The 15,601-nt window shown below is 52.7% G+C and carries 13 protein-coding genes and 1 pseudogene; 7 read left to right on the forward strand and 7 right to left on the reverse strand.

The features are described from left to right. From sgcC to aac(6'), 6 genes are all read left to right on the forward strand, one after another. Positions 1-1,314, forward strand: a complete 1,314-nt coding sequence (gene sgcC / locus ACLJTG_RS02445) for a PTS sugar transporter subunit IIC SgcC (RefSeq protein ID WP_000460835.1) — start codon at positions 1-3, stop codon at positions 1,312-1,314. 13 nt (positions 1,315-1,327) lie between these two features. Continuing rightward, complete coding sequence (gene sgcQ / locus ACLJTG_RS02450) at positions 1,328-2,134, forward strand: BtpA family protein SgcQ (protein ID WP_000118615.1); 807 nt, start codon at positions 1,328-1,330, stop codon at positions 2,132-2,134. Positions 2,135-2,265: 131 nt separating this feature from the next. After that, positions 2,266-2,703 carry an SgcA family PTS sugar transporter subunit IIA gene (sgcA, locus tag ACLJTG_RS02455; RefSeq protein ID WP_198898138.1) on the forward strand — a complete coding sequence of 146 codons (438 nt, stop codon included), beginning with the start codon at positions 2,266-2,268 and terminating at the stop codon, positions 2,701-2,703. Positions 2,704-2,714: 11 nt separating this feature from the next. Beyond that, positions 2,715-3,347, forward strand: a complete 633-nt coding sequence (locus tag ACLJTG_RS02460; RefSeq protein ID WP_000600602.1) for a ribulose-phosphate 3 epimerase family protein — start codon at positions 2,715-2,717, stop codon at positions 3,345-3,347. A gap of 15 nt (positions 3,348-3,362) precedes the next feature. Beyond that, entirely contained in the window at positions 3,363-4,154 is a 792-nt protein-coding gene (locus ACLJTG_RS02465) for a DeoR/GlpR family DNA-binding transcription regulator (protein ID WP_001682390.1), read from the forward strand. Then, positions 4,154-4,591 carry a cryptic aminoglycoside N-acetyltransferase AAC(6')-Iy/Iaa gene (gene aac(6') / locus ACLJTG_RS02470; RefSeq protein ID WP_079951421.1) on the forward strand — a complete coding sequence of 146 codons (438 nt, stop codon included), beginning with the start codon at positions 4,154-4,156 and terminating at the stop codon, positions 4,589-4,591. The genes ACLJTG_RS02465 and aac(6') overlap by 1 nt, the downstream gene beginning before the upstream one ends. A 46-nt stretch (positions 4,592-4,637) precedes the next feature. On the opposite strand, the gene ACLJTG_RS02475 is transcribed toward aac(6'), so the two are convergent. From ACLJTG_RS02475 to ACLJTG_RS02495, 5 genes and pseudogenes are all read right to left on the reverse strand, one after another. Continuing rightward, positions 4,638-5,840, reverse strand: a complete 1,203-nt coding sequence (locus ACLJTG_RS02475) for a lactate oxidase (protein ID WP_000848088.1) — start codon at positions 5,838-5,840, stop codon at positions 4,638-4,640. A gap of 11 nt (positions 5,841-5,851) precedes the next feature. Then, a complete protein-coding gene (locus ACLJTG_RS02480; RefSeq protein ID WP_079942433.1) occupies positions 5,852-6,427 on the reverse strand; it encodes a YceI family protein in 576 nt (191 codons plus the stop codon). A gap of 195 nt (positions 6,428-6,622) precedes the next feature. After that, on the reverse strand, positions 6,623-8,278 hold the full coding sequence (locus tag ACLJTG_RS02485) for a glucan biosynthesis protein D (RefSeq protein ID WP_001081954.1): 1,656 nt from the start codon (positions 8,276-8,278) through the stop codon (positions 6,623-6,625). Between the two features lie 219 nt (positions 8,279-8,497). Beyond that, a pseudogene (locus ACLJTG_RS02490) lies at positions 8,498-10,005 on the reverse strand (carboxylesterase/lipase family protein). 48 nt (positions 10,006-10,053) lie between these two features. Further along, a complete protein-coding gene (locus ACLJTG_RS02495) occupies positions 10,054-11,397 on the reverse strand; it encodes a VOC family protein (RefSeq protein ID WP_000024092.1) in 1,344 nt (447 codons plus the stop codon). Between the two features lie 292 nt (positions 11,398-11,689). On the opposite strand from ACLJTG_RS02495, the gene ACLJTG_RS02500 reads away from it, so the two are divergent. Then, positions 11,690-12,613 carry a LysR substrate-binding domain-containing protein gene (locus tag ACLJTG_RS02500; RefSeq protein ID WP_000414259.1) on the forward strand — a complete coding sequence of 308 codons (924 nt, stop codon included), beginning with the start codon at positions 11,690-11,692 and terminating at the stop codon, positions 12,611-12,613. A gap of 60 nt (positions 12,614-12,673) precedes the next feature. Here the strand turns inward: ACLJTG_RS02500 and ACLJTG_RS02505 are convergent, their stop codons facing one another. Beyond that, entirely contained in the window at positions 12,674-14,299 is a 1,626-nt protein-coding gene (locus ACLJTG_RS02505) for a methyl-accepting chemotaxis protein (RefSeq protein ID WP_024792626.1), read from the reverse strand. 168 nt (positions 14,300-14,467) lie between these two features. After that, entirely contained in the window at positions 14,468-15,586 is a 1,119-nt protein-coding gene (locus ACLJTG_RS02510) for an S-(hydroxymethyl)glutathione dehydrogenase/class III alcohol dehydrogenase (RefSeq protein ID WP_021000368.1), read from the reverse strand. Positions 15,587-15,601 lie beyond the last annotated feature (15 nt).

Below are 15,601 nucleotides of genomic sequence, written 5' to 3' on the forward strand. Positions count from 1 at the left end.
ATGTTTGATTACATCCTGTCTCTCGGCGGCACCGTTTTTGTGCCCATCATTATGATTATCATCGGCTTAATCTTTCGTATTCCCTGGCTACAGGCGGTGAAAGCCGGGGTGACGGTCGGCATCGGTTTTGTCGGCATGGGGCTGGTGATCGTCATGGCGATCGACAGTCTCAGTCCGCCGATTAAAGTGATGATTGAGCGTTTTGGCCTGACGCTGCATGTGTTTGACGTCGGCGCCGGGCCCGCATCCGGCGTCGGCTATGCGACGGCCATCGGCGCGATGATCATTCCCGTTATCTTTCTGCTCAACGTCGGTATGCTGGTGACTCGTCTGACCAAAACCATGAACGTTGATATTTATAACTACTGGCACTACGCCATTACCGGAACGGTCGTCCAGTTGATGACCGGCAGTCTGATTTATGGCGTACTGGGCGCGATTTGCCACGCCGCCTTGTCGTTGAAAATGGCCGACTGGACGGCGAAACGAGTACAGAACATTGTGGGTCTGGAAGGGATTTCTATTCCGCAAGGGTATGGCTCCAGTTCCGTGCCGTTGTTCGTATTGCTGGATGCGATATACGAAAAAATACCGTTTATGAAAGGACGCAATATTGATGCTCAGGAGATCCAAAAACGGTATGGGATGGTTGGCGACCCGGTGATCATTGGCGTTGTTCTCGGGCTGATCTTCGGACTTGCCGCAGGCGAAGGCTTTAAAGGGTGCGCAACCTTAATGATTACCGTGGCGGCGATTATGGTGCTGTTTCCGCGCATGATTCGCCTTATCGTTGAGGGATTAATGCCCATTTCCGACGGCGCGCGTAAGTTCTTCCAGAAACACTTTAAAGGGCGCGAAGTCTTTATCGGTCTGGATACCGCAGTGACGTTAGGCCACCCGACCACCATCGCGGTTGGACTGCTGTTAATTCCCATCATGTTAATTCTGGCGAGCATACTGCCGGGCAATAAAGTCCTGCCGCTGGCTGATTTACCGGTTGCGCCGTTTTTTATCTGCATGGCCACGGTTATTCATCGCGGCGATCTGATTCGTACTCTGCTCAGCGGCATCATTGTCATGATTACCGTTCTGCTGATCGCCACCCAGTTCGCACCGTACTTTACCGATATGGCGCTCAAAGGCGGCTTTAGCTTCGCCGCTGAAAACGCGCAAATTACCGCGCTGTCGGTGGGAAATATGTTTGGCTGGTCAATATCTGAATTGATGTCGCTGGGCATGATTGGCGTGGTTATTGTGGTCGGCATTGTCGCCAGCATCATACTTGTCTTACGTAAACGTGAACTACCGGAATAAGGAGCAACCCAGAATGAGTTGGCTAAAAGAGGTAATAGGAACAGAAAAAGCCGTCATCGCCATGTGCCATTTACGGGCGTTGCCGGGCGATCCCGGGTTCGATACCAGGAAAGGCATGAACTGGGTAATTGACCGCGCCCATGACGATTTAATGGCGCTACAAAATGGCGGCGTGGATGCGGTGATGTTCTCCAACGAATTTAGTCTGCCTTATTTAACGAAAGTCAGACCGGAAACGACCGCCGCGATGGCAAGAATCATCGGTCAGTTAATGAGTGAAATCCGCGTACCGTTTGGGGTAAACGTGTTGTGGGACCCTGTGGCCTCGTTTGATTTGGCGATGGCGACCGACGCAAAATTTATCCGCGAAATTTTCACCGGCGCTTACGCCAGCGATTTTGGCGTCTGGGATACGAATGTCGGCGAAACCATTCGCCATCAGCATCGCATCGGCGCAGGCCACGTGAAAACGTTGTTTAACATCGTTCCGGAAGCGGCGGTGTATCTGGGAAACCGCGATGTCTGTTCAATTGCGAAATCGACCGTATTTAACAATAACCCCGATGCCCTGTGCGTCTCGGGGCTGACGGCGGGCGCTCGCACGGATAGCGCCATACTGAAGCGGGTAAAAGAGACCGTCCCCGACACGGTCGTGCTGGCGAATACCGGGGTGTGTCTGGAAAACGTCGAGGAGCAGCTCTGCATTGCCGACGGATGCGTAACGGCAACCACGTTTAAAAAAGACGGCGTCTTCGCCAACTTTGTCGACCAGGCGCGCGTGGCGAAGTTTATGGAGAAAGTACGCCATATCCGACAATAAAATGGGGATAAGCAAAACGCTTATCCCCTGCAGAGAGCGATAACTCTTCTGCCGATCTCCGTCGCCTTCGCCAAAAGACACGCCGGGGATCGGTTCCAGAGTAACCCGAACCGGCAAGGAGTCAACGATCGATGATTAATGATGTTAAGTGGGTTCAGGCGCAACGCCATGCCAGCGACTGGCGACACGCGCTGGATATCGCCGTTCGTCCGCTGATTACGTTCGGCGCGGCGGCCCCCTGCTACCTAGACGGTATTATTGAGAACACCCTTAAATGGGGGCCATATTATCTTATCGCGCCGGGGATTGCGCTGCCCCATGCCAGACCAGAGCAAGGCGCTAACCATAATCAAATCAGCGTCACTACGTTAGCAACGCCGGTCGCTTTCGGCAATGCGGATTGCGATCCCATCTGGCTGTTGCTTTGCGCCAGCGCCACGGATGCCGAAGCACATATTCGCACCATTCAACGCATCAGCCAGTGGCTCGACTCGCCGGAAAGCGTCGCGATGCTGCAAGATGCGCCAAATGACGCCGTGCTTTTCGCGCAATTAACCGCATTGCGCTGATGGAGGTTTCGATGATCCTGCACCCTTCACTGGCCTCCGCCGATCCGCTGCGCTATGCCGAGGCGTTGACCGCTTTACACGATGCGCCTCTCGGCTCGCTGCATCTGGATATCGAAGATACCAGTTTCATCAACAATATTACCTTCGGTATGAAAACCATTCAGGCAGTCGCACAACACACTCGCCATCCGCTCTCATTTCACCTGATGGTCTCATCACCGCAACGCTGGTTACCCTGGCTTGCAGCTATCCGCCCCGGCTGGATTTTCATTCATGCCGAAAGCGTACAAAACCCCTCGGAGATTCTGGCGGATATTCGCGCTATCGGGGCGAAAGCAGGACTGGCGCTTAACCCGGCAACGCCGCTATTGCCTTATCGTTATCTGGCATTGCAACTGGATGCGCTGATGATCATGACCAGCGAACCCGACGGGCGCGGACAGCAATTTATCGCCGCGATGTGTGAAAAAGTGAGCCAGAGCAGAGAGCATTTCCCTGCTGCGGAATGCTGGGCGGACGGCGGTATTACACTTCGCGCCGCACGGCTGCTTGCCGCCGCAGGCGCACAGCATCTGGTGATTGGCCGGGCGTTATTCACGACGGCGAACTATGATGTGACGTTGTCACAATTCACCGCGCTATAAAGGAGTCATATGCTGATGAGCCAACAGCGCCCCGACCGTATCAAACAGATGTTGCATTACCTTTGGCAACACAGGCACCTCTCAACACAACAAGCTATTGAGCTTTTTGGCTATGCAGAGGCAACCGTGCGCCGGGATTTTCACTATATTGCCAGCCGTTATCCCGGTATGGTTCGCGGCCATGGTTGTATTGACTTCGACGACAGTACGGAAGATAAAGAATATGTTTTCGACGTTAAGCGAACGTTACAAAGCGAGGCGAAACGCGAAATCGCCGCCCTCGCCCGCACGTTCATCAAGGATGGAGACTGCTTTTTTCTCGACTCCGGCTCCACCTGTCTGGAACTGGCAAAATGTCTGGTCGACGCCAAAGTAAAAGTCATTTGCAATGACATCAAAATCGCTAATGAACTGGGTGGCTTCCCACACGTAGAGAGTTACATTATCGGCGGACTGATTCGCCCCGGTTACTTTTCGGTGGGCGAGAGTCTGGCGCTGGAGATGATTAACGCCTTTGCCGTTGAACGCGCCTTTATCTCCTGCGATGCGCTGTCGATTGAAACGGGCATCACCAACGCTACCATGTTTGAAGTAGGCGTCAAAACGCGCATTATTCAGCGCTCACGCGAGGTCATATTGATGGCCGATCATTCAAAGTTTGATACTGTAGAACCCCATGCGGTGGCGACGCTGTCCTGTATTACTACCATTCTTAGCGACAGCGCGCTCCCGTCTGCTATCGCCCGACGTTATCAGCAGGCGGGGTGCCGTCTCATCATGCCAGACCCCTCATCAGGAGCGCGTTAATGGACATCAGGCAAATGAACAAAACCCATCTGGAGCTCTGGCGCGGATTGCGAAAACAGCTCTGGCCTGGTCACCCGGATGACGCCCATCTGGCGGACGGCGAAGAAATTCTGCAAGCCGATCATCTGGCATCATTTATTGCGATGGCAGACGGGGTGGCGATTGGCTTTGCGGATGCCTCAATCCGCCACGATTATGTCAATGGCTGTGACAGTTCGCCCGTGGTTTTCCTTGAAGGTATTTTTGTTCTCCCCTCATTCCGTCAACGCGGCGTAGCGAAACAATTGATTGCAGCGGTGCAACGATGGGGAACGAATAAAGGGTGTCGGGAAATGGTCTCCGATACCTCGCCGGAAAATACAATTTCCCAGAAAGTTCACCAGGCGTTAGGATTTGAGGAAACAGAGCGCGTCATTTTCTACCGAAAGCGTTGTTGAGGGAAATCATACAGGAAAAGGTCGGGTATAGTACCCGACCTTTATATTACTGGGGCAGATCTTTTTCAGTTAACAAGCGTGTCGTTTTCACTTGTTCAATATTTCTGGCGCCACCCAACATCATGTTAATTGTCAGCTCTTTGTTTAGCTGTTCAATCACTGATGCCACACCCTGAGCGCCACCAAGATTAAGACCATATAATACAGGCCGGCCAACCGCCACAATATCCGCCCCGCTGGCTAACGCTTTGAATATGTGCGAACCACGGCGTACTCCACTGTCAAAAATAACAGGCACTCGCTTGTTGACGACTTTTGCAATCGCAGGAAGCATGTCGAATGAGGACGGCCCGCTGTCTAATTGACGGCCGCCATGATTAGAAACCCATATTCCTGCGGCCCCGGCCTGGATAGCAATTTCAGCATCCTCCGGCGACTGAATGCCTTTTACGATAACCGGCAGACCGGAAATACGATGTACATAGGCAATATCCTCCGGCGTAAAGGCTTGTTTAGCCTGCGCGTAAATTTCACTTATCCCTGCTCCTTTGCCAGTTTTTGAACCATCGTCATTTTTTCTGGCGAACATTTCCAGGTTTGCAAAACCCAGCGGGAACTGGAAGTTATTTTTAATATCTTCTTCCCGATAACCGCCGACAGGCGAATCTACGGTCAGAATAATCGCTTTAGCGCCATGTTTTACCGCTTGTGCAAGAATAAATTCGTTAAATTGATTATTCTTGCTCATATAAAGCTGGAAGAAGAACGGATTTTTCCCGGAAACGTTAGCCACCTCTTCGATGGTCTTGTTGCCATAGGTGCTCAACGAGAAAATCGAACCGACCTGCGCCATGCCTTTCGCCGTCGCCAACTCTCCGGAGGCGTGGGCCAGGCCCTGCGCCGCCATCGGTGCCTGGATTATAGGCGTTTTAAGCGGAATACCCAGTAGCTGCGTTGATAAATCGATCTCTTTTAACTCAATGCCCTGTAATACGCGCGGCATAATATATTTTTTGTCAAAGCTTTCGGTGTTGCTGCGAAGGTTATTCTCATCTTCGGCTCCACCGCGAATATAACCAAATGCCCCTTTCTCCATTCTGGCCTGAACGCGTGCTTCCAGAGAGGCTACGTTCGTCATTTTTATTGCTTTTTCGTCCGTGCTGGCTTTGTACTCTTCAGCATAAGCCAGGCCTGATGTTGCCAACATTACCAGCGAGGCCACTACCCGAATGAGGTGATGAGTTTTCATCATTATTCCCTTTATTGCTTAACCGCTTCTGCCTGGATTTTTATATCGACAACTTTCGTCATCCCCATATCGACCAGATAATCTACCCCCCATTGGGTGCGATCTATTTGCGTGACAAAATCACCACCGCAAACCTGCGCCTTGAATATCGGGCTCATATAACAGCCAAACTTGGTGGTGGTTAAGGTAACGGGCTTAGTTACTCCCTTCATTGTTAGCAAACCGTCAATAGAAACCGGTTTATTATCTTCAAAATGCCATTTTGTTGATTTAAATACCATTTCTGGATATTTTTCCGCATCCAGAATATCGCTACTGCGGATATGGTTATCAAACGCATCCACCCCGGTATTTAAGGCGCTCACGGGAATCGTCACACGCATCTCTGCGACTTGCTTTTCCGGCTGATATTTCAGTTCGCCGCTAATAGCATAAAACCCGCCATGATTGGTTGAGGTCTGGAAATGATCGATATTAAATACCGCATTGGTATGCGTATTATCAAATTTATATACATCTGCATGAGCAGCACTTAATAAACCCAGAGACAGGAGAGCACCAAGAAAACTCTTTTTCATTATATTCACTTTATATCTTAAATAAGGTGAAGCTATCTTAATGTCCCCTGTACGCAGGATCGAGAGGGATAAACAGGAAGGACTGTTGCAAAAATAGAACGATGAAAAGGCCGTGTCACAAAAACAGCGGCTCACGAATGAGTTTATGTCAGGGCTATTTCCGCAACCTGTACCGCCTTTGTGGCGGTACAGAAGGCAAACTGTCTAACGCATGATACGATCGTCAACATAACGGCGCTTATCCGGCGCGGGCGGGAAATACTGATACAGCCAGGTTTCGCTGATAGCCTCCCCCTGGCAGCGCAGGAACATACGCATATCCACCGGTGCCGTAGAATCCGAGGTCGGATACCAGTCAAACTGGATACGATAACCGTCGAAAGGCTCAACGTAGAGGATCTCAATCTGCTTCGCCTCACCGCTGGAGAGCGTAATTACCGGCTCAATGCCTTTTGGCGCGGCCGCTTTCAGATCGCCGCCGACAAAATCAATAGCAAAACGGCGCGCCCATTTATCCGGGTAATGTTCGCCCGGAGCCCAACCCTCGGGAAAGCCGCCCATCCCTGTACGGGTCGCCATGACCCGCGCAAGCGGAGATTGTACCGGCGGCTGCGCGCTCCAGTACAAACGATAATTAAACGCCAGCGTATCCCCGGCTTTGATCGCTTTTTCCGGCTGCCAGAAACAGACCACATTATCCAGAGTTTCGCCAGTGGTTGGGATCTCCATCAGGCTAACCGCGCCTTTCCCCCACTTACTGCGCGGCTCCACCCACAGGCTCGGACGTTTGTTGTACCAGCCCATCACATCCTGATAATGCGAGAAATCGCGATCGAGTTGCAGCAGGCCGAACCCTTTTGGGTTATCGTCCATATATGCATTGAACTGCAATTTCTGCGGATTATTCAGCGGGCGGCAAATCCACTCGCCGTTACCCCGCCACATCGCCAGCCGATCGGAGTCGTGAATTTGCGGGTGAATGGTGTCGCATACCCGACGTTCATTATTCCCACAGCTAAACATACTGGTCATCGGCGCAATGCCAAGTTGCTTTATATCTTTACGGGCGTAGAGATGGTTTTCTACATCCATGATCACCTGCGTTTTTTCGCAATGGATCACAAATTTATACGCGCCCGTCACGCTAGCGCTGTCCAACAGAGCGTAAACGGTAAACGTAGTATCGCCCGGCTTCGCGGTGTCAAACCAGAATGCGGTGAAGTCAGGGAACTCTTCCTGACCGTCAGTATAGGTATCTATCGCCAGCCCGCGAGCCGACAGGCCATACTGATAAGTATCATCTACCGCCCGGAAATAACTGGCGCCCAGGAAGGAGACGACATCGCGCCGCGCCAGTTCCGGCGCTTTAAAGACACGGAAACCGGCGAAACCGAGATCGCTCTGCCCTTCCAGTTGCGTCGTATCAACGCCGGCATCGTTGTATTTAAACAGTTCCGGGCGAAAATGAATCTCGCGAGCAAGATGCGTCGTCGTATCAACGGAAAACATGCGTACGCGACGACGGAAGCCCATCCCTACGTGGAAAAACTGAATATCGAGCTGCCGGTTGGCAACACCGTTCCAGAGTGAATGCGCCGCGTCATACTGAATGCTGTTATAGGCCTGCGGCGTCAGATTGGCGAGCGTATCCGGCAAGGGTCCCGGCGCGCCACCCCAGGGCTTTTTCGCTAACGCCTGGGCCATTGATTGCAGACCAGCAAAATCAAAACGGACAATTTTACCATCCGCAATATCGGATTCCGCGGCAAACGCCGCCTGAGAAAAGAGTGAAGCAATACCGCTGGAACCGCACACGGCGGCCATTGCCATTGAACCTTTAATAAATCGTCTACGATTCATACCTGAAAATGAGTCCTTCTGGTCTTGTGAATGGTCCCGCGCTGGTTTTTTCAGCAGCAAGAATGTGCCCGTTTCTGACCGCTCACTCTAGACAAAATTCATTAATAATCCAATTGTTGGTCGCCTGGAAACTGTGCAAAAGCGTAAATATTTTATGTCGATAAGAACCGACCGAATCGGATGTAAACCTCACGCAGCATTCTTCAGGTTATGAAAAGTTTATTCCAGACTAACGTGATGTTTCATGACTCGTTTAAACAGCGCCAGACGCGCACGCATAAAGCGGTTTTCCACTTTAAAACCGGCAAGTTTGTTCAGCCCAATCCGCAACAGACGATCTCGCCCCCGAATGCTGGCGGGCCAGCGAACCGGGCCGTGCAGCACGTCGCGCGTGCGGCTGGCATGACGAGCGAAATTCACCCAGTAATCCGCCACCTGCGAGGCAAAGGCCAGGTCATTCTCATTCACATAATGGCATGTGGGCTCAGCCCGCGTTAACGTATCGAATACATACGGTATTTCATTGCCATGACAGGCGCCATTCGCGTAGGTGTTATGCTCCGCCTCGGCGACATAATCAAACCAGTAACGCCAGCACGGTTCGCCGATCCGCTGCTGCGCTTGCATGACGACATAACCCAACGTGGTAAATACCATATCCCGACAGACCTGCCGCCCTAGCGCTTCGTCGCCTTTCACTCCAGGATAAAGCAGCCGGATTAACCCCAGACCAACACGCCGCTCACGGCGCATTTTTTGAATTTGACCGGCAATATCGACGCCAAAAACGGCCAATACGCTGGCTTCATCGCTATTCGAGCCGATCATCACCGGTATGGGATGCTGTTTCGCCGCAAAGAAGGTTTCCAGCATCGGATGCGGCAGCACGACGTCGCCGGAAATCGGCGTCGGCGCAATTTTAAAAGGCGCGTCCAGCGGCCAAAACGTCTCTGCCGGTAAAGCGCGTAGCTGTTCGGCAGTGGCATGGGCTAAACCAAGATGTTCCGCCAGCGCAACGCTTTTTTTAGCGCCACCTCGCGGGGCGTATCCGGCAGCGTATAACCACTCTGAATAATCGCTTTATGAAAAAGCCCCTTCGCCAACGGCGAAGCCATCAACGACAGCACGCTGCGGGCGCCGGCGGATTCGCCAAATAACGTCACATTCTGCGTATCGCCGCCAAATGCGGCAATATTGTCCTGCACCCAACGCAGCGCAGCGATTTGATCGAGTAAAGCGAAATTATGAATACACTCCGCCCCTTCGCCTTCCAGCGCCGGATGCGCGAAAAAGCCCAGATGGCCAAGCCGATAATTGACCGTCACCACGATCGCGCCGCGCTTCGCCAGCGCTTGACCGTCATAGGGCGGCAAACTCCCCGCGCCAATGGTGTAACCGCCGCCGTGTAGCCAGACCATGACCGGCAACGGTTCATGACGCACGGCGGGAGCCCAGACGTTCAGATAGAGACAGTCTTCAGCAAAATTTCCCGGATCGCCGCCGCCGAGTTCGCGACACCAGGTAATATCCTGCCAACTGGCGCAGGAGAAACAATCCGCCTGGCGCACATCCTGCCAGGGCGTAACAGGCTGCGGCGCACGCCAGCGTAGCTCCCCTGTTGGCGGCGCGGCATAAGGTATACCGCGCCAGATATGGATTTCTTCCTGTACGACGCCCACGATTTTACCGTGACGCGTCGCCACCAGCGGGATGGAGGGATTCAACATAACGCCTTCCTTTTACAGTATCCTCACAGCCTGTGAAGCTTACCGCTTTTAAAGCAGACCGCAACGGCGTTTACTGCGTTCTTCCGCTTCCTGATATAACGAAAATTCATCCCGTACAGCACATCCCAGCGCCTGTTCAAAGGCGTCGCGGCTGGCATTGCCGTGGCTTCTGGCCAGCGTTTCATTTCCCAAATTCGACTGAAAAATGCCGGCTGCGCTGACCGGAAGAAAATCTTCATAGGTAATCGGCTGCGCGATCACCCAACCGCGCTCAATAAGCGGCTGCGGATCGTCGCCAGGATGGATCGCCTGACGATGCGCCTCGCCGGAAGGCGTTAAGCGATAACGGAACCAGGCAAGCCCCTGCTGGCGAAGCAGAAATTCGCTATCCGGAAAGGCGTTAAAGACCTCCCGCAAATGGAGTTGATGCGTGAAGTTATCCTTACCCGTTCCCGCCTTGTGCAACAGTTCGTCATATAATCGACGACCTTTTGGCGTCAGCGCGACGCCACGTTGCTCAATTTCGCCGAAGCGCGCCGTGTGCGTACCCTGCTTTTCATCAACGAAGAGCACCTGCTCTTCCAGGGCTTTGAAACTGGTTTGCCGCAACAGAATAGGCACTTCGCGGCGAGGCGGACCTTCGATAAGAATTTTAGGCGTAATGCCGCACTCCGGCATCATGGCCTGTACCCGGTCGATATCCAGAGTACGCGGCGTCAGATGGTTAATGTGGCATCCCGGAAAACAGACCACGTCGGCAATTAAACGATGCTCACGATGCAGGCTGCGGTACGTTTCTTCATCAACGGTAGCCTGACGATGCCAGCGAAAAGTCTCCAGCGTTTCACGGACGAACTCTTCGGCCTGAGCAGCACTAAAACCGCCCTGCTCGTCGTACTCATCCAGCAATTGTCGGCAGCGCGATGTAAAAATATCACGCTGCGATAAGATTTCCGCCGCCCGCTGGCGTAATGCCGCGTTTTCAATGAGCTCCAGGCGTAATAGCGAAGTGAACATGCGAAAGGGATTACGCGAGAGCGAAGCCTCGTCAATGGGACGAAATGCCGTGGAGTGCACAGGCACGCCCGCCTGAGAGAGATCGTAATAACTTACTGGGTACATCCCCATGATGGCGAATATCCGACGCAAGGTAGAAAGTTCTTCTGCGGTGCCAACACGAATGGCGCCATGTCGTTCCACGTTCAATCGCGCCAGTTCATCGGCATTAGCCAACTGCTCATGCAGTTTGGGATTATTTTCCAGCACCGCCAGATTCACGTCAGCCACAAGTTCCAGTAACGTACCGTACTGCGGAACTTCCTGCTGGTACATTGCCGACATTGCCTGCGAAAAGTGTTCCCGAATCTCATCTGCCGTGATGGTGTTCGCCATAATGTCATGCCTCCAGTGAATGTTACCTGGAGTGTAGAAAACCTCATCCATTCCGGGGAGAAGAATTTATAAAGTGTGATCCGGTCTGAATTCATTATGCAGAACGGATTGACATGAGTTGGCATATCCCCGACCAGATCGCGGCTTAACACGCTTAACGGCAGTTGAATCATCAGTAAAATAAAACAGTTGTAACTTGAAATGGTAAAATGTTAATAATATTTTGCTATCAGGTTATCAAAAACAAACAACTTTACTTGTCACCCGCACGGCTCTGTTTTTAACATCGCTTATGGAAAAAAATGGTCTGTTTAGTCAGCGCATTCGGTTGCGCCACCTTCATACATTTGTCGCCGTTGCGCAACAGGGAACTCTGGGGCGCGCGGCTGAAACCCTTAACCTGAGCCAGCCAGCGCTTTCTAAAACGCTGAACGAACTGGAACAACTCACCGGAACCCGTCTGTTTGAACGCGGGCGACTGGGCGCGCAATTAACGGTTCCTGGCGAACAATTTTTGACTCATGCGGTAAAAGTATTAGATGCATTGAATACCGCCGGGCAGGCGCTGAATCGCAAAGAGGACGCCAGCGCCGATGTGGTGCGTGTTGGCGCGCTCCCCACCGCTGCGCTGGGTATACTCCCGGCGGCTATTGGGCGGTTCCATCAACAGCAAAAATCGACCTCGTTACAGGTCGCGACCATGAACAATACGATGTTGCTTGCAGGTCTGAAATCAGGCGAGATCGATCTGGGTATTGGCCGCATGTCAGACCCGGAATTAATGGGCGGTTTAAATTACGAACTGCTGTTTTTAGAATCGCTTAAATTAGTGGTACGCCCCGGTCATCCCCTGTTACAGGAGACGATCACGCTCAGTCGGGTTATGGAGTGGCCGGTAGTCGTCTCGCCAAAAGGCACGGTACCGCGCCAGAATGCGGAAGCCCTGTTGCAAAGCCAGGGGTGTAAAATGCCTGCCGGATGTATCGAAACGCTATCCGCATCGTTATCACGACAACTGACCGTAGATTACGATTACGTCTGGTTCGTCCCCTCTGGCGCGGTTAAAGAAGATCTTCGCCAGGCGACGCTGGTCTCATTACCCGTGCCGACCCAGAGCGCAGGCGAACCGATAGGTATTCTTACGCGAGTTGATATCCCGCTCTCAACCGGGGCGCAAATGCTGATTGCGGCGATCCGTAAATCGATGCCGCTGTGATAGCGGCTGTCGGAGAATAAACGCGCCCGCGGCTAAAATAGCCCGCTGGCGCGACGCTTACTAAAGGAAGGATGATCGCATCGTCGCGCCAGTATCCTGTAAATGAAACGCATCAACGGCTTGCGTCAAGCGGGCGGCCTGTTCTTCAAGCGAGGCGGCCGCCGCGGACGCCTCTTCGACCAGCGACGCGTTTTGTTGCGTAACCTTGTCCATCTCAGAAATCGCCTGACTGACCTGAACAATACCGCGACTTTGCTCATCAGAGGCTGCCGCGATATCGAGCATAATATCGGTGACGCGTTTGACGGCATCCACAATCTCATTCATGGTGCTCCCCGCAGCGATAACCTCTTCAGATCCTTGTTCAATCAGGCTGACCGATGCGCCGATCAAGCCTTCAATCTCTTTTGCCGCCTGCGCGCTGCGACTGGCGAGGGTACGAACCTCACTGGCGACCACCGCAAAACCGCGTCCTTGTTCCCCGGCGCGTGCCGCCTCGACCGCCGCGTTCAGCGCCAGAATGTTGGTCTGGAAAGCGATACTGTTAATGACGGCGGTAATTTCCGAGATTTTTTTCGAGCTGGTGGAAATATTCCCCATCGTTTGTACGACCCCGGAAACCATCTGGCCTCCGCGACTGGCTTTACCGGAAGCATCTTCCGCCAGTTTGCTGGCGTGATGCGCATTATCCGCATTCTGTTTAACGGTTGCCGTCAACTGTTCCATACTGGCCGCAGTTTGTTCAATGGCGGCAGCCTGCTGTTCAGTACGAGAAGATAAATCCGTATTACCAGCAGTAATTTCGCTGGTGCCTCGATAAATTTCCTCCGCCCCCTGACGCACCGCCCCTACCGTTTGTTGCAACGCATGCTGCATCTGCTGAAGATGATGACTCAGGCGACCAATTTCACTGCGTCCTGTGGGCTCGTCAGCCATGGTCAGATCGCCGGCCGCAATGCGTTCGATACGTGACGCAGACTGCTGCAAGGGTTGTATCACCGTGCGACGCAGCGCCATGAAGGTCATTAACGTCAATACCAGCGCCAGCGTAAATGCGCCAATCATAAACATCATACCGAGCCGGGTACGTTGGTAAGCCTGCTCGCTAAGTAGTCTCGCCCGCTCGGTGCGCAGTTCAATCGCTTTCAACAGGACATGGTTATATGCGGCATCCAGTTGTTTTGCCTGCTCGTTTTCATGATTAATGATCGCTTCGAACATGCCATTTTTGGCAAATTTCAGCATCGGTTGCAGGCCGTTGATATAGGCGGTGTAGCGGGCGTTTAACTCGTTATCTAACGCGTCATCGGCGGGTGTTTTCACCGCTCTGGACATATAAGCGTTAAAGCCGTCCTGAGACTGCTTGATCCGCGTTTCCGCAGCGGCAATATTGGCTTTCATTTCATCCATTTCAGCAATCCGGCTCGCCGCGCCAGCGTGGATCATATTGATACGTGCGGTACGTAAGTGGTTAGCGCTGTTGGATAATCCCATCCGTACCTGAATCTCGTCCGTGACATCACGCTGATCGCGATCGGCCTGTAACAGAAAATAGCCTGCCAGCCCGGCGCTCAAAGCAAAAAGAAGAAGGATGCCACCGAGAATGGAGGAAAACAGCGGAACCAGCCGAATATGATGCAGGAAGCCCAGTTTATGCGAGGCTTGCATCGAGAATGTGTTGCCCATGACCGTCGACTCTCTTGTAGGTTTTATGCGTAAAACACGCCCGTTAGATAGTCATCGGCACTTCGTGACGTTTGCTTATCGCGAAAAGCATCGCCTTCGTCACATTTTCACAACATTCATTCCAGAAAATTCAGAAAAGCGCCAGCGGAAAATCCGCTGGCGGATGAATCAGTTATCGCCAAAGTGGATAACAGTACGGATGGATTTACCCTGATGCATCAGTTCAAAGGCATCGTTAATCTGCTCCAGCGGCAGGCGGTGAGTAATAAAAGGATCTAAACGGATTTTACCGTTCATCGCATCTTCGACCATCCCTGGCAGCTGCGTGCGCCCTTTCACGCCGCCAAAGGCGGAGCCACGCCAGACGCGACCGGTCACTAGCTGGAAGGGACGGGTTTTGATTTCCTGCCCTGCCCCCGCTACGCCAATAATAATGCTTTCGCCCCAGCCTTTATGACAACATTCCAGCGCTGCTCGCATCACGTTAACGTTGCCGATACATTCAAAACTGAAATCTACGCCGCCATCAGTAAGCTCAACAATAACGTCCTGGATCGGTTCGTCGTAATCATTCGGATTAATAAAGTCCGTGGCCCCCATTTCGCCCGCCAGCGTAAATTTTTCCGGATTCGTGTCGACAGCTAAAATACGCCCGGCTTTAGCCTGAACCGCGCCCTGAATAACCGCCAGCCCAATACCGCCTAAACCAAAAACGGCAACGGTGTCGCCCGCTTTCACTTTAGCGGTGTTATGGACGGCGCCAATACCAGTCGTCACGCCGCAGCCCAACAGACACACTTTATCCAGCGGCGCCTGCGGGTTCACTTTCGCCAGAGAAATTTCCGAGCAAACGGTATATTCGCTGAACGTGCTGGTTCCCATATAGTGATAAACGGGTTCGCCGTTATAAGAAAAGCGGGTAGTGCCATCCGGCATCAGCCCTTTTCCCTGAGTGGCGCGTACGGCCTGACAAAGGTTAGTTTTACCGGACTTACAGAACTTACACTCGCCGCATTCCGCCGTATACAGTGGAATAACATGATCGCCGGGTTTCAGGCTGGTGACCCCCTCGCCGACCTCGACTACCACGCCGCCGCCTTCGTGACCCAGGACTGCCGGGAATACGCCTTCCGGATCATCGCCGGAAAGGGTAAAAGCATCGGTATGGCAAACGCCGGTATGAGTGATTTTGACCAGAACTTCGCCTTTTTTCGGCGGCGCAACGTCAATCTCGACAATTTTTAACGGCTGACCGGGACCAAAAGCAACTGCTGCACGTGATTTCATATATCTCTTCCTGTT

Origin of the sequence: Salmonella sp. SAL00672 (assembly GCF_046552175.1) — a bacterium.
In the GTDB taxonomy this organism is placed as follows: Bacteria; Pseudomonadota; Gammaproteobacteria; order Enterobacterales; family Enterobacteriaceae; genus Salmonella; species Salmonella enterica.

Excerpts from the sequence above, each read along its gene's own strand:
- sgcA (WP_198898138.1), top strand. The coding sequence starts at position 2,266 with ATGATTAATGATGTTAAGTGGGTTCAGGCGCAACGCCATGCCAGCGAC.
- ACLJTG_RS02465 (WP_001682390.1), top strand. The coding sequence starts at position 3,363 with ATGAGCCAACAGCGCCCCGACCGTATCAAACAGATGTTGCATTACCTT.
- ACLJTG_RS02505 (WP_024792626.1), bottom strand. The coding sequence starts at position 14,299 with ATGGGCAACACATTCTCGATGCAAGCCTCGCATAAACTGGGCTTCCTG.
- ACLJTG_RS02495 (WP_000024092.1), bottom strand. The coding sequence starts at position 11,397 with ATGGCGAACACCATCACGGCAGATGAGATTCGGGAACACTTTTCGCAG.
- sgcQ (WP_000118615.1), top strand. The coding sequence starts at position 1,328 with ATGAGTTGGCTAAAAGAGGTAATAGGAACAGAAAAAGCCGTCATCGCC.
- ACLJTG_RS02500 (WP_000414259.1), top strand. The coding sequence starts at position 11,690 with ATGGAAAAAAATGGTCTGTTTAGTCAGCGCATTCGGTTGCGCCACCTT.
- ACLJTG_RS02510 (WP_021000368.1), bottom strand. The coding sequence starts at position 15,586 with ATGAAATCACGTGCAGCAGTTGCTTTTGGTCCCGGTCAGCCGTTAAAA.
- ACLJTG_RS02485 (WP_001081954.1), bottom strand. The coding sequence starts at position 8,278 with ATGAATCGTAGACGATTTATTAAAGGTTCAATGGCAATGGCCGCCGTG.
- ACLJTG_RS02460 (WP_000600602.1), top strand. The coding sequence starts at position 2,715 with ATGATCCTGCACCCTTCACTGGCCTCCGCCGATCCGCTGCGCTATGCC.
- sgcC (WP_000460835.1), top strand. The coding sequence starts at position 1 with ATGTTTGATTACATCCTGTCTCTCGGCGGCACCGTTTTTGTGCCCATC.
- ACLJTG_RS02475 (WP_000848088.1), bottom strand. The coding sequence starts at position 5,840 with ATGAAAACTCATCACCTCATTCGGGTAGTGGCCTCGCTGGTAATGTTG.